General features: G+C 67.8%; 12 protein-coding genes. 7 read left to right on the plus strand and 5 right to left on the minus strand.

Annotated elements, in window-relative coordinates:
* The first annotated feature begins 72 nt into the window (after positions 1-72).
* The 7 genes from QM701_RS08720 to meaB all read left to right on the plus strand — a co-directional run bounded on the left by QM701_RS08720 (position 73) and on the right by meaB (position 9,315).
* The gene (locus tag QM701_RS08720) at positions 73-1,080 is read left to right on the plus strand and encodes an ABC transporter permease (protein WP_415166682.1); all 1,008 of its coding nucleotides are present in this window, start codon (positions 73-75) and stop codon (positions 1,078-1,080) included.
* A complete protein-coding gene (locus QM701_RS08725; RefSeq protein WP_415166683.1) occupies positions 1,077-2,633 on the plus strand; it encodes a sugar ABC transporter ATP-binding protein in 1,557 nt (518 codons plus the stop codon). The genes QM701_RS08720 and QM701_RS08725 overlap by 4 nt, the downstream gene beginning before the upstream one ends.
* Positions 2,630-3,628: an ABC transporter permease gene (locus QM701_RS08730; RefSeq protein ID WP_415166684.1), complete on the plus strand. Its 999-nt coding sequence runs from the start codon at positions 2,630-2,632 to the stop codon at positions 3,626-3,628. Before QM701_RS08725 ends, QM701_RS08730 begins: the two co-directional genes overlap by 4 nt.
* Before the next feature lie 75 nt (positions 3,629-3,703).
* Positions 3,704-4,885 (plus strand): iron-containing alcohol dehydrogenase, encoded by a 1,182-nt coding sequence (locus QM701_RS08735; protein ID WP_415166685.1) that lies wholly within the window; start codon positions 3,704-3,706, stop codon positions 4,883-4,885.
* 127 nt (positions 4,886-5,012) lie between these two features.
* Positions 5,013-5,813: a sulfite exporter TauE/SafE family protein gene (locus QM701_RS08740; protein WP_415166686.1), complete on the plus strand. Its 801-nt coding sequence runs from the start codon at positions 5,013-5,015 to the stop codon at positions 5,811-5,813.
* A 273-nt stretch (positions 5,814-6,086) separates the two neighbouring features.
* Positions 6,087-8,252, plus strand: coding sequence for a methylmalonyl-CoA mutase (gene scpA / locus QM701_RS08745; RefSeq protein ID WP_415166687.1), 2,166 nt, complete (start codon positions 6,087-6,089; stop codon positions 8,250-8,252).
* 37 nt (positions 8,253-8,289) lie between these two features.
* On the plus strand, positions 8,290-9,315 hold the full coding sequence (gene meaB / locus QM701_RS08750; protein ID WP_415166688.1) for a methylmalonyl Co-A mutase-associated GTPase MeaB: 1,026 nt from the start codon (positions 8,290-8,292) through the stop codon (positions 9,313-9,315).
* Between the two features lie 13 nt (positions 9,316-9,328).
* Here the strand turns inward: meaB and QM701_RS08755 are convergent, their stop codons facing one another.
* From QM701_RS08755 to QM701_RS08775, 5 genes are all read right to left on the minus strand, one after another.
* Positions 9,329-9,880: an NUDIX domain-containing protein gene (locus tag QM701_RS08755; protein WP_415166689.1), complete on the minus strand. Its 552-nt coding sequence runs from the start codon at positions 9,878-9,880 to the stop codon at positions 9,329-9,331.
* 62 nt (positions 9,881-9,942) lie between these two features.
* Entirely contained in the window at positions 9,943-10,887 is a 945-nt protein-coding gene (hutG, locus tag QM701_RS08760) for a formimidoylglutamase (protein ID WP_415166690.1), read from the minus strand.
* Positions 10,884-12,098, minus strand: a complete 1,215-nt coding sequence (gene hutI / locus QM701_RS08765; RefSeq protein ID WP_415166691.1) for an imidazolonepropionase — start codon at positions 12,096-12,098, stop codon at positions 10,884-10,886. Before hutI ends, hutG begins: the two co-directional genes overlap by 4 nt.
* Positions 12,095-12,697, minus strand: a complete 603-nt coding sequence (locus QM701_RS08770; RefSeq protein WP_415166692.1) for a HutD family protein — start codon at positions 12,695-12,697, stop codon at positions 12,095-12,097. The genes hutI and QM701_RS08770 overlap by 4 nt, the downstream gene beginning before the upstream one ends.
* Positions 12,694-14,163, minus strand: coding sequence for a purine-cytosine permease family protein (locus QM701_RS08775; protein ID WP_415166693.1), 1,470 nt, complete (start codon positions 14,161-14,163; stop codon positions 12,694-12,696). The genes QM701_RS08770 and QM701_RS08775 overlap by 4 nt, the downstream gene beginning before the upstream one ends.
* Positions 14,164-14,333 lie beyond the last annotated feature (170 nt).

The following is a 14,333-nucleotide window of genomic DNA, read 5'->3' on the forward strand; positions in this document are numbered from 1 at the left end:
GCGGAACCCGAGGTTCCGCCGCGGCCCGCCCGGACGTTTCTCCCAGGAATCACACGACCCGGAGGTCGCATTGTGTCGGTCAGTGCCATACGACGCCTCATCCTGACAGGGCTGCTGGTCGCCATCGGCGCCGTCCTGTCGCTCGCCAACCCGACGTTTCTGACGGTGGACAATCTGATGACGCTGCTGCAGGAGGCGTCGTTGACGGGGATCATCGCGATCGGGTTTACGCTGGTGCTGATCACGGCGGGGATCGACATGTCGATCGGGGCGGTGGTGGCGATCACGGCGATGATCTGCGTGAACTTCATTTCGCACACGTCGCTGCCGGCGTACGTCTACATTCCCATCGCCCTGGCGGCCGGCTGCGCGGTGGGCTGGGTCAACGGCCTTTTCATCACCCGCTTCAAGCTGCCCGAATTCATCGTCACCCTGGCCACCCGGGGGATTCTGGCCGGGCTGGCGCTGATCATCGCGGTCAAGGACGACCAGGGCTTCGTCAAGAACGTGTTCATCGAGGACAGCCTGTTCCTGGCGCTCGGCGAGACCGTCGGGCCGGTGTACCTCGTCACCCTCGTCTTCTTCCTGCTCGCCGTGCTCACCCAGTTCTTCCTCAAGCGCACGCGCGCCGGCACCAACGTCTATGCCAGCGGCGCCAACCCCACCGCCGCGCGCCTGTCCGGCATCAACACCGACCGCACGCTGATCGGCGTGTACATGTTCTCCGGCTTCTGCGCCGCGCTCTCCTCGATCTTCCTGTCGGCGCGCATGATGACCGCCATGCCCGAATTCGGCATCGGCTCGGAGATGGACGTGATCGCCTCGGTGGTGATCGGCGGCACCCCCTTCACCGGCGGCGTCGGCGACATCTGGGGCACGGTCATCGGCACCCTGTTCCTGGCGCTGATCAAGAACGGCATCCTCAAGCTCGGGCTCTCGCCCTACATCCAGCCGATCGTCATCGGCGGCATCATCGTCGTGGTGGTCGTGGTCGACGTCTGGTACAAGGCCTTCGCCGAGAAGAAGGCCACCCGGGCCGCGCGCCGCAAGGCCCTGGCCGGCCAGGAGGCAAACGCATGAGTCTTCGAGACACCCCCGCCCGCGGCGGCGCCGGCGGCGACCTGCTGCTCGACTGCCGCGGCATCGACAAGAACTACAACGGCCCGCAGGTGCTGAGCCAGGTCGACTTCTCCCTGCGCCGCGGCGAGATCCACGCCCTGGTCGGCGAAAACGGCGCCGGCAAGTCGACGCTGATCAAGATCCTCACCGGCATCACCCCGCGCAACGCCGGCCGCATCGTCTTCAACGGGCAGGAGGTGCCGGTCGAGCACAGCAAGACCGCCTCGGAAAAGCTCGGCATCGCGGTCATCTACCAGGAACTGAGCCTGATCCACGGCATGACCGTGGCGCAGAACATCTTCCTGACCAAGGAACCCCTGCTGCCCGGCCTGCCCGTCATCGACGTGCGCAAGATGAACGCCCTGGCCCAGGCGATGATCGGGAAATACGGCTTCGACCTCAAGGCCACCGACGTCATCGACACCCTGCCGATCGCCCAGCGGCAGACCGTGGAAATCCTGAAAGCCCTGTCGAACCAAGCTGCGCTGATGATCATGGACGAGCCGACCAGCTCGCTGACCGCGACCGAGAGCGAACGGCTGTTCAAGATCATCCGCCTGCTCAAGAGCGAAGGCATCACCGTGGTGTACATCTCGCACCGCATGGAAGAGGTGTACGACCTCTCCGACCGGGTCACCGTGCTGCGCGACGGCAAACTGGTGGCGGTGCTCGAAGGCGAGGCCATCAGCCCGGCCGGGATCATCCGCCTGATGATCGGCCGCGAGCTCACCGCCGACGAATCGCACCATCAAATGGTGAACAAGAAGGACCGCGAGGTGGTCCTCGACGTCGCCGACCTGCGTTCCGCCGGCAAGCTCGACGGCATCTCCTTCACCCTGCACCGGGGCGAGGTGCTCGGCTTCGGCGGCCTGGTCGGCTCGGGCCGCACCGAACTGATGCGCGCCATCTACGGCATCGACCCGTTCGACAGCGGCCGCATCCGCTACCTCGGGCAGCCGTACGCGCCCACGGTGGAAAAGTCGATCGCCGGCGGCTTCGGCTTCGTGCCCGAGGAGCGGCGCCTGCAGGGCATCATGGGCGCCATCTCGATCACCGGTAACATCGGCGTGCCCAACCTCGACGCGATGGCCGGCGCGCTCGGCGTGGTCAACGGCGCCAAGGAGCTCGAACTCGCGCAGCGGGCCATCACCCTGCTCAACGTCCGGCCGGCCGACCCGGACGCGCCGGTCGGCACGCTCTCCGGCGGCAACCAGCAGAAGGTGGTGGTCGGCAAGTGGCTGATCCGCGACTTGAAGCTGCTGATCGTCAACGAGCCCACCGTGGGCATCGACATCGGCGCCAAGGAGGAGATGTACCAGACCATCGAGCGCCTCTCCCAGCAGGGCGTGGCGGTCATCGTGATCTCCTCCGACCTGCCCGAGCTGACCCGCCTGTCGGACCGCATCATCGTCCTGCGCAAGGGCCGCATCATCAAGGAATTCACGCACGGCGTGGTCACCGAGGAGGAGGTGCTGCGCGCCGCCTCGGGCCTCGTCGACGGGAGCGTTCAATGACCCCGACGTCCAGACTGAAGAACCTCGCCGGCGAGCTGCGCCTGTTCGGCGTGCTGCTGCTGCTCATGCTCATCCTGTCGCTGATCTCCGACCGCTTCCTGACGGTGGACAACCTGACCAACGTGCTGTGGTCGGTATGCCTGATCGGCATCATGTCCACCGGCGCGATCTACGCCCCGGTCACCGGCGGCATCGACCTGTCGGTCGGCTCGATGGCGGCGCTCGCCGGGATCATCGCCAACGTGCTGATGAACGGCTTCGGCCTGCACTGGGTGCTGGCGCTCGTGGTCACGCTGGGCTTCGGCGTGCTGATCGGCTGGGTCAACGGCATCGTCACCACCCGCTTCCTGGTGCCGGCCTTCATCGTCACCATGGCCGCCAAGACCTACCTGTTCGGCCTGGCCATGCTCATCTCCAACGGCGACCAGATCACCATCATGCAGCCGCAGCCCTTCCTGGCCATCGGCGTCGGCAAGCTGTTCGGCATCCCCATCCCGATCTACCTGATGGCCGCCCTGGCCATCCTCAGCCACGTCCTCCTGAAGCACACCGTGTTCGGCCGCCAGGCCATCGCCGTGGGCGCCAACGAGGTCGCCGCCCGGCTCTCCGGGGTCAATCCGGACCGCACCCGCATCTACGTCTATATCCTCTCCGCGCTCACCGCCACCGTCGCCGGCATCGTCATGGCCTCGCTCACCCAGCAGGCCTACGCCATGAACGCCTCCGGCTACGAGCTCGACGTGATCACCGCCATCGTCGTCGGCGGCACCAGCCTGATGGGCGGCAACGGCTCCGTCCTCGGCGCCCTCATCGGCGCCATCATGGTCGGCTTCATCAACAACGGCCTCAACCTCCTCGACATGCCCTCCGCCTTCCACCCCATCGCCACCGGCTGCGTCATCCTCCTCGCCCTCATCCTCAACCACGGCGTCTCCCTCCCCAAACTCTTCAGAAAGTGGGTCTCACGACCCGGCACGGCCGAAGCGCTCAAATAACAAAAACGACGCGGTGATGGCATAGAATCCCGGGCTGGTCCCGGGATTTTTTTCAACCGACACGCCGCCCACATCATGAGCATCGCCGACTTCACCTTCGCCCGCCTCCCCGAGATTCATTTCGGCCCCGGAAAACTCTCGCTGCTGCCGCGCCTGATCGCCCGCTACGGAACAAGCGTCCTGCTGGTCACCGGCTCCGCCTCCTTCGCGCGTTCGGCCAGCTACGCGCGCCTGACCGGGGAGCTCGCCCGCAGCGGCATCCGGCTCCTGCACTGCTCGGTGGCGGGAGAGCCGTCGCCCGGGTTCGTCGACGCCACGGTCGCGCGGCATCGCGGCGCGGGCATCGGCTGCGTGGCCGGCATCGGCGGCGGCAGCGTGCTCGACGCGGGCAAGGCCATCGCCGCAATGCTGCCGCAGGAAGGTTCGGTCGAGCCCTTCCTGGAGTGCGTGGACACCCGCAAGCACGACGGCCGCAAGGTGCCCTACATCGCCGTGCCCACCTCCGCCGGCACCGGCGCCGAGGCCACCAAGAACGCGGTGCTCAGCAGCATCGGCCCGGACGGCTACAAAAGCTCGCTGCGCCACGACAACTTCGTGCCGGACGTGGCGCTGGTTGACCCCGAACTGGCGCTCAGCTGCCCGCCGGACGTCACCGCCGCCTGCGGCCTCGACGCGCTGACGCAGCTGCTCGAAGCCTACGTGTCGAACAAGGCCTCGCCGATGACCGACGCGCTGGCCCTCGACGGCCTGGGCCACGTCGCGGCCGGCTTCCTGCGGGCGTACGAGAACGGCGGCGGGGATCTTGCCGCGCGCGGCCACATGGCCTACGCGGCCCTGCTCTCCGGCGTCGTCCTGGCCAACGCCGGACTCGGCGTGGTGCACGGCTTCGCCGGGCCGATCGGCGGTTTCTTCCCGATGCCGCACGGTGTCGTCTGCGGCACGCTGCTCGGCGCGGCGACGCGGCTCAACATCGAGGCGCTGCGCCGGGATGCGGCCGGCCACCGCGTCGCGCTCGAAAAATACGCGCGCGCCGGCGCGCTGCTCGCCGGCGAACCGGCGGCCGGCACGGACGCCGGCTGCGACCTGCTGGTGCGAACGCTCGACCGCTGGATCGCCGCCACCGGCATCGCCCGGCTGTCCGCCTACGGCGTCACCCGCGACGATTTCCCGCGCCTCCTCGACCGCGCGAACAACAAGAACAGCCCGGTCACGCTCGACCGCGAGGAGATGCAGGCCATCCTCGCAGCGCGCCTGTGAGCGCCTCCGCCCGGCCGCCCGAAGGAGGCGCTCTTCCTTGGGGAGGATGTCGCGTCGCGACAGGAAGGTAGTCCGGTAAGCTAGAATCCGGCCCCACGCACCGGAAACGCGAACAAGGAGAAAAACCATGGAAGGGTGGCTGGCCTACGTCGGTCTGGGACTGTTCACCGGCTTTTCGGCCGGAATGCTGGGCATCGGCGGCGGGCTGGTGATGGTGCCGGCGCTGACCATGATCTTCACCGCCCAGGGCGGATTTTCGCCCGGCGTGGCGCTGCACGCGGCGCTCGGCACGTCGATGGCCGTCATCCTGTTCACCTCGCTCTCCAGCCTGCGCGCCCATCACCGGCACGAGGCCGTGCTCTGGCGCGTGGTCTTCCAGATCGCGCCGGGCATCCTGTTCGGCACGCTGCTCGGCACCCTGATCGCCTCGCGCATTCCGGCCAGGCCGCTGGCGCTCATCTTCGCGCTGTTCGTCTGCATCGTCGCCGTGCAGATGGCCTTCAACTTGAAGCCCAAGGCGGCGCGCGAGCTTCCCGGCGCGCTCGGCGTGTTCGGCGTCGGCACCGGCATCGGCGCGGTGTCCGCGCTGGTGGCCATCGGCGGCGGCGCGATGACCGTGCCCTTCCTCACCTGGTGCAACGTCAAGGTGCAGAAAGCCATCGGCACCTCGGCCGCCGTGGGCTTCCCCATCGCCGTCGGCGGCACGCTCGGCTACATCTACAACGGCTGGGGCAACGCCGCGCTGCCGGCCGGCAGCCTGGGCTACGTCTTCCTGCCCGCGCTGCTGTGGATGATCCCCTTCAGCATGCTGGCCGCGCCGCTCGGCGCCCGGACCACCCACCGCCTGCCGGTCGCCACCCTGAAGCGCATCTTCGCCGGGCTGCTGATCGTGCTGGCCGCGCGCATGCTCTGGAAACTTTTCGCCTGACGCGCCGGTCAACCCGCACCTCGCAGACATCAGGCACGCATCCCCGTAGAAAACCCGCCCGCTTTCCACGCAACCGGCATTTCGGATTTCCGCAGTTCGACCTCCGAAGGCCTTGTTTCGCCTTGCCGAGCCCCACCCGGTGGGGTAGCATTGCGGGCTCACGGCGAGGTTTCAACCGCATTTCGGTGCCTGCTGCATCCTGCTGCATTCCATTGACGACCGCATTTTCGGTTGAAAAAACGCCTCGAGTTTTTCTTCCTGAAAGGTAAAGTCATGTCCACCGAGAACAAGCCTGTCTTTCCGGATTCTTCGAATCTGGACGCCTGGAAAAAAGCCGCCACCAAATCCGCCCCCGGCGGCGACGTTGAGAAGCTGAACTGGCACACTTCCGAAGGCATCGTCGTCAAGCCTCTGTACACCAAGGCCGACGTCGCCGACCTGCCCTACACCGACACGCTGCCGGGCCTGGCGCCCTACATCCGCGGCCCGCAGGCCACCATGTACGCCGTCCGTCCCTGGACGATCCGTCAGTATGCCGGCTTCTCCACCGCCGAAGAATCCAATGCGTTCTACCGCAAGGCGCTGGCCGCCGGCGGCCAGGGCGTTTCCGTGGCCTTCGACCTGGCCACGCACCGCGGCTACGACTCGGATAATCCCCGCGTCGTCGGCGACGTCGGCAAGGCCGGCGTGGCGATCGACTCGGTCGAGGACATGAAGATCCTGTTCGATGGCATTCCGCTGGAAAAGATCTCGGTCTCGATGACCATGAACGGCGCGGTGCTGCCGGTGCTGGCCGGCTACATCGTGGCCGCCGAAGAACAGGGCGTGCCGCAGGACAAGCTGTCCGGAACCATCCAGAACGACATCCTCAAGGAGTTCATGGTTCGCAACACCTACATCTACCCGCCGAAGCCGTCGATGAAGATCATCGCCGACATCTTCGGCTACACCGCGCAGCACATGCCGAAGTTCAACTCGATCTCGATCTCCGGCTACCACATCTCCGAAGCCGGCGCCAACCAGGCCATCGAGCTGGCCTTCACGCTGGCCGACGGCAAGGAATACGTGCGCACCGGCATCGAATCGGGCCTGGACGTCGACGATTTCGCCGGCCGCCTGTCCTTCTTCTGGGCGGTGGGCATGAACTTCTACCTCGAAATCGCCAAGATGCGCGCCGCGCGCCTGCTGTGGCACCGCATCATGAGCGGCTTCGGCGCCAAGAGCCCGAAGTCGATGATGCTGCGCACGCACAGCCAGACCTCCGGCTGGTCGCTGACCGAGCAGGACCCGTACAACAACGTGATCCGCACCACCATCGAAGCCATGGCGGCCGTGTTCGGCGGCACCCAGTCGCTGCACACCAACGCGCTCGACGAAGCCATCGCCCTGCCGACCGCGTTCTCCTCGCGCATCGCCCGCAACACGCAGATCGTCATCCAGGAAGAAACCAAGATCTGCAACGTCGTCGATCCGTGGGCCGGCTCCTACATGATGGAAAAGCTGACCCAGGACATGGCCGACAAGGCCTGGGCGATCATCGAGGAAATCGACCAGATGGGCGGCATGACCAAGGCCGTCGAATCCGGCTGGGCCAAGATGGAAGTCGAGAAGTGCGCGGCCGAGACGCAGGCGCAGATCGACTCCGGCAAGAAGGTCATCGTCGGCGTCAACAAGTACAAGCTGGCCAAGGAAGACCCGATCGAGATCCTCGACATCGACAACATGGCCGTGCGCGAGTCGCAGATCACCCGCCTGAAGCAGATCCGCGCCACGCGCGACGCCGCCGCCGTGCAGGCCGCGCTCGACGCGCTCACCGAATGCGCCAAGACCGGCCAGGGCAACCTGCTCGACCTCACCGTCAAGGCCATGCGCCTGCGCGCCACGGTCGGCGAAGTGTCGGACGCGCTGGAAAAGATCTTCGGCCGCTTCCGCGCCAACAACCAGACCATTTCGGGTGTTTACGGAGGTGTCGTGCAAGGTATCGAAACGTGGGAATCGATCAAGGCGGACGTCGAGAAATTCGCCGCCGAACACGGGCGCCGGCCGCGCATCATGATCGCCAAGCTCGGCCAGGACGGCCATGACCGCGGCGCCAAGGTGGTGGCCACGGCCTACGCCGACCTCGGCTTCGACATCGACGTCGGCCCGCTCTTCCAGACCCCGGAGGAAGCTGCCCGCCAGGCCATCGAGAACGACGTGCACGCCATCGGCTGCTCGTCGCTCGCCGCCGGCCACAAGACGCTCGTGCCGCAGCTGGTCGAGTCGCTCAAGGCGCAGGGCGCCAACGACATCATCGTCTTCGCCGGCGGCGTCATCCCGGCCCAGGACTACGATGCGCTGTTCGCCGCGGGCGCCAAGGCCGTTTTCGGTCCGGGCACGCGCATCGAGGATTCCGCCCGCAAGGTCCTGGAAGAAATCAAGAAGGCCGCCAAGGCCTAAGACGTACGTTTGTTCGTTTAGCAGGAGTCAGTAGCAGATGGATGCGAGTGTCTCGTCCGCAACTCATCTCGATGCCGTCGACCAGCAGCTGGTGGATGGCGTCCTGGAAAAACAGCGGCGAGCGCTCGCCAAGACCATCACGCTGATCGAATCGACCCGCGCGGATCACCAGCAGCGCGCCCAGAAAGTCATCGGGGCGCTGCTGCCGCACACGGGCAAGGCCATCCGCGTCGGCATTTCCGGCGTGCCTGGCGCGGGCAAATCGACCTTCATCGAGGCGCTCGGCAATTACCTGATCGACCAGGGCCACCATCTCGCGGTGCTCGCGGTCGATCCCTCATCCTCGGTTTCCGGGGGCTCGATCCTCGGCGACAAGACGCGCATGGAATCGCTGTGCCAGCGCGTCGAAGCCTTCATCCGGCCGAGCCCCTCGGCGGGATCGCTGGGCGGCGTCGCGGCCAAGACCCGGGAAGCCATGCTGGCCTGCGAAGCGGCCGGCTACGACGTGATCATCGTCGAGACCGTCGGCGTCGGACAGAGCGAAACCACCGTCGCCGGCATGGTCAACATCTTCACCCTGGTGCAGTTGCCCAACGCCGGCGACGACCTGCAGGCGATCAAGAAAGGCATCGTCGAGATCGCCGACCTGGTAGCCATCAACAAGAGCGATATCGATCCGAAGGCCGCCGCCGTCGCCCGCGCGCAATGGGGGCAGGCGCTGCACATGCTGCGCCCGACCTCGCCCAACTGGCGCCCGCCGGTCATCAACGTCAGCGCGCTCAGGAAGGAAGGCGTGGCCGAGTTCTGGAAGGAGATCGAGCGTTACCGCGAGGTCACCACGCAGTCCGGCGAATTCGAAGCCAAGCGCAAGAAGCAGGCGCTCGACTGGATGTGGAGCCTGATCGAGGCCGGCCTGCACCAGCTGTTCCGCAATCATCCTCAGGTGCATGCCGCCCTGCCGCGCCTGACGCAGCAGGTCGCCAGCGGCCAGACCACGCCGAACGCGGCGGCGCAGCACCTGCTGTCCTACCTCGAACCTGGCGACAGCGCGGCGAACATCTGACGCGCGCCGGCGTTCAGAGCACGCCGCGCATCCTGAGCAGGCCGAACGCCGCGACGGTCGTGGCGTCCCTGATCACGCCGTCCGCGATCATCCTCTCGAACTCGGCAAGCGGGAAAGCCCGGGCGATCAGCCCCTGCTCCTCGACGCCGAGCGCCTGGCTGCCTGCGCTGAGGCCAGTCGCCAGGAAAATGTCGTACCCCTGCGCCGAGTAGCCCGGCGCCAGGGCCAGATGGCCGACGTGGGTCAGCGTCCGGGCGCTGAGGCCCGTCTCCTCCCGCAGTTCGGTTCTCGCCACCTCCAGGGGCGTGGCGTCCGCGTCGTTTTCGAGGCTGCCCTGGGGCAGTTCCCAGAAACGCCCACCCAGCGGGTAGCGGTACTGTTCGACGAGATGGATGGCGCCGTTCTCGATGGCAGCGATCACGGCGAAATTCGGCTTTTCCACCACGCTGTACAGGGCTTCCGAGCCGTCCTGCCGGCGAATATGGTCTTCCCGCAGCCGCATCCAGCGATTCTCGTAAACGAGCCGGCTGGCGATGCATTCGATTTCCTTGACAGGCGCAGTCATGGCGGACCTCCTTCCTCGCGCACGAGCGGGGATATTGCCACGACTGCCGGGAACGGCCCCGCTCATTTTCCGCCGCGCTGGACGATCCTCGCCGCCAGGCGGGCGGCGACCCTGGCGGTCAGGCCGTCGCGGTCGAATTCCGGGTTGAGTTCGGCGATGTCCGCCGCGACCAGCTTGCCGCAGCCGGCCGCCTCGTCGATCAGCGCCTCGACGCCGGCCATCGGCACGCCCAGCGGCGCCGGAGCGGAGACGCCGGGGGCGACGCCGCCGGGCAGCACGTCGAGGCAGATGGTCAGGTAGACGGCGTCGCAGGCGCGTATTTCCTCGGCCAGCTGCTCGCAGGCCGAACGCAGCCCGCTTTCGCTCTGCAGCGCCTCGTCGAGCCAGTACCTGACGCCGAGCGCGTCGGCCCGGTCGAACAGGGCGCGGGTGTTGGCGAAGCGGCTGATGCCGAAAACGCGGTAGTTGAACGGCCGGCCGCGTGCCGCGCTCCATTCCTGCATCTGCCGGAACGGCGTGCCGGAGTTGGCCTGCGCGGCGACGCGCAGGTCGAAGTGGGCGTCGAGGTTCACGATCAGCAGGCGCAGGATGCCGGGCCGGGCCCGCATGATGCCCTGGAAGGTACCCCAGGCGACTTCGTGCCCGCCGCCGAGCACGACGGGCAGGCAGTCCTGCCGGAGGGCCGCGGCCACCCGCTCGGCCAGTGCCTCCTGCGCCGCTTCCAGCGCGTGCGCGCCGAGGCCGGCGTCGCCCAGGTCGAAGACGGCCGGCTCGTCGAGGACCGGCAGGTTGCCGAGCGCCTGGCGCAGGGCCTGCGGCCCGCGCGCCGCGCCCGGCCGTCCGGCGTTGCGGCGCACGCCCTCGTCGACCGGAAAGCCGATCAGCGCGCAGCCGCCGCGGCTGTCGGCGGTGAAGTCCCGCACGTGCTGGTGCCAGCGGGTGCTGACGCCGGATTCCTGCGTGTCGACCCGGCCGGTCCATTTGAAGGAGGTCTGCTTCTTCATCATGAAAGCTCCTGTCCCGCGACGATGAGGCGGCTGCATGGCCGATGCCCGAACCAGTAGGCCAGTTCGCGCGGATGGTCGAGCTGCCAGACGGCCAGGTCCGCGCGCAGGCCGGGGGCGAGCTGCCCGCGATCAGGCAGCCCCAGCGCCCGTGCGGCGTTGACGGTGACGCCCCGCACCGCCTCCAGCGGGGTCAGGCGGAACAGGGTGCAGGCCATGTTGATCGTCAGCAGCAGCGACGAACCCGGCGAGGTGCCGGGATTGTGGTCGGTGGACACGGCGATCGGCACGCCCGCCGCGCGCAGCGCGGCGACCGGCGGCAGCCTGGTTTCGCGCAGGAAGTAGTAGGCGCCGGGCAGCAGCACGGCCACGGTGCCGGCGGCGCGCATGGCGGCGATGCCCGCCTCGCCGAGGTGTTCGAGGTGGTCGCACGAGAGCGCGGAGAACTCGGCGGCCAGCGCCGCGCCGCCCTGGTCGGACAGCTGCTCGGCGTGCAGCTTGACGGGCAGGCCGAGCTGCCGGGCCGCCGTGAACACGCGCCGCACCTGCGCCGGGCTGAAGGCGATGCTTTCGCAGAAGGCGTTAACGGCGTCCACCAGCCCCTGCGCGTGCAGCTCCCGCAGCCAGGCGCAGAGGGCGTTGACGTAGTCGTCGGCGCGGCCGGCGAACTCCGGCGGCAGCGAATGCGCGCCCAGGAAGGTGGCGCGGATGCTGAGGCCGGTCCGCTCCTGCAGGCGCCGCGCCACGCGCAGGCAGCGCGCTTCGTCCGCCAGCGTCAGGCCGTAGCCGGACTTGATCTCCAGCGTGCCGACGCCCTCGCCCAGCCAGTTGCGCAGGCGCCGCCCGGCGGCGTCGAGCAGTTGCGCCTCGTCCGCCGCGCGGGTGGCCGAGACGGTGGACAGGATGCCGCCGCCCGCCCGGGCGATCTCAGCGTAGCTCGCCCCTTCCAGGCGCAGCTCGAACTCGTTGGCGCGCTGCCCGCCGTAGACCAGGTGGGTATGGCAGTCGATCAGCGCCGGGGTCAGCAGCGCGCCCTGCAGCACGTGCTCGGCCTGTACCTCGCGCGCCAGTGCAATGGGCAGCTGCGCCTCCGGCCCGAGCCAGGCGATCCTGCCGTCGCGGCTGAACAGCGCGCCGTGTTCGATGAGTCCCCAGTCGTCGCCGGCCAGGGTGCAGAGGGTGGCGTTCCGGTACAGCGTGGGTAAGGTTTTCATGCGTGCGCCTCGTCCTGCAGGTAGTAGAGCCACCAGCCCACGGTCTCGGAGCCGGCGGCGGGATCGTCGGGTTCGAACCACCAGCGTGATGGCCGCGCGCGCTCCTGCCACAGCAGCGCGCAGGCCGGCAGGCGCGTCTCGCGGTCGTCGGTGATCCAGCGCCCGGCGGTCAGCGTAAGCAAGCCCGCCTGCGCGTCCGCCGGGGGCATCCAGCACTGTGAGACGACCGCCGGCAGCATGCCCGCCTGCCCCTGCCGGGTCATCAGGTTCAGATCGCGCACCGGCCCGTCGAGCAGTTCGCAGAAGGGCGCCAGTGCGCCGTCGAACTCCACGCACGGAGCGCCGCGGCGCAGGACGGCCGGCGCGCCGGGCAGGGCGAGCCGGATGCCCGCGCCGTCCAGGATCGCCAGGCAGCGCGATACGCCGGGAAACGCGGAAAACACGCCGTCCCGCTCGACGTCCGCCATGCTGATGCGCAGCCGCCACCGCTCCGGGTCGGGCCACGCCAGCAGCTCGCGGGTGACGCCGCCGCCGTTGCGCCAGATCTGCAGGGGCCGCTCCTGCGCCAGGACGACCCGGACCTCGGATGCGGCGTTCATGATTTACCGGGCGCCAGCGCCTTGACCAGCGCGGGATTTTCATCGGCCGGCTTGTCCGGCGCCGCGAACGGGATGGTCCGCTCGGGCACGCTCGTGGTGCGGCGGGCCCACGGATAGTAGACCAGCGCGGTGAACGCCAGGCTGACGATCCACGAGATGTCGGCGCCGTCCAGCCAGATGGCGACGGGTCCCTTGTACAGCTTCTGGTTGAGGAACGGGATCTGGATCAGCACGCCCAGCGTGTAGCAGACCAGCGCGACCTGGTTGTAGGCGCCGTACCGGCCCTGCGACGTGTAGAGCGCGGGAATGTCCACCTTGCCCTTGGAAATGCAGTAGAAGTCGATCAGGTTGATGGCGCACCACGGCGTGAAGACCATCAGCAGCAGCAGGACGAAGTTCTTGAAGTTGTTCAGGAAGTCGGCGCTGGCGGCGAGCGCGACGACCATCGACAGCAGGACGAAGCCGACGACGTAGGCGGTGCGCACGCGCTGCGACACGGAGCTGCGGTTGTTGAAGGCGCTGACCGTGGCCAGGATGGACATGAAGCCGCCGTAGGCGTTCAGGCAGTTGACCGTCAGCTTGCCGCAGACGATGAAGACGTAGATCAGCGCGGCGAAGGCCGGCCCGGCCAGGTCGCCCATGAAGCCGACCTGATCCTTCAGGAAGTTGCCGCCGCAGGCGGCGACCAGCACGCCGAAGGTCATCGCGCATTGCGCGCCGATCACGGTGCCCAGGAAGGTCGCCCAGAAAATCGAGCGGGACGGCGTATCGGCGGGCAGGTAGCGCGAATAGTCCGCGGCGTAGGGCGCGAAGGTCAGTTGCCAGCCGGCCGACAGGGCGATGGTCAGCACCAGCATGGCCAGGCTGAACGGCTTCTGCCCGAAGGCGCCGGGCACGTCGTAGTGGGTGCCGAGCTGGGTCGCCAGGTAGATGAAGCCGGCGATGCTCAGGATGCTGGCGACGCGGCCGACCTGGTGGATGAGCTTGTAGCCGACCAGGGCGATCAGCGCGGTCATCAGGCCGAAGATGATGATGCCGGTCGAGGCCGACTCGAAGCCGAAGATCTTGTTGATGGCCTGCCCGGAGAGCACGGTGCCCGTGGCGGCGAAGCCCAGGTACATGATGATCACCATGATCAGCGGCAGGGCCGCGCCCTTGACGCCGAAGCGGATGCGGCTGGAGATCATCTGCGGCAGGCCGAGCCGGGCGCCCTGCGACGAATGCAGCGCCATGACGGCGCCGCCGACCACGTTGCCGATGAACAGGCCGATGATCGCGGACAGCGCCTCCGAGCCGAAGACGATGGCCAGCGCGCCGTTGACCACCGCGGTGATCTGCAGGTTGGCGCTGAGCCACAGGGTGAACTGGCTGGACGGCTTGCCGTGGCGGGCCGATTCCGGAATCGCGTTGATCGTGTTCGATTCCAGCACGGCGGTTTTTTGCTTGGGGTGGTTACCTGAGTTCATGAAAGAGGCTCCTCCATAGTTGGTTTGATTCGTTCCTCTAAACGGCAGGCATTGCGGTGGATCGGGGCCGAGCCCCGACCGGTTTCATTTCTTTGGCATATCCCTCCGCGGAGCGCACTCGTCCGCGGGCAGGGAAATCCCTGCCCGAAGACGGTGCTACGGAATGGAAC

The organism is Propionivibrio sp. (assembly GCF_047602565.1).
Classification (GTDB): Bacteria; Pseudomonadota; Gammaproteobacteria; order Burkholderiales; family Rhodocyclaceae; genus Propionivibrio.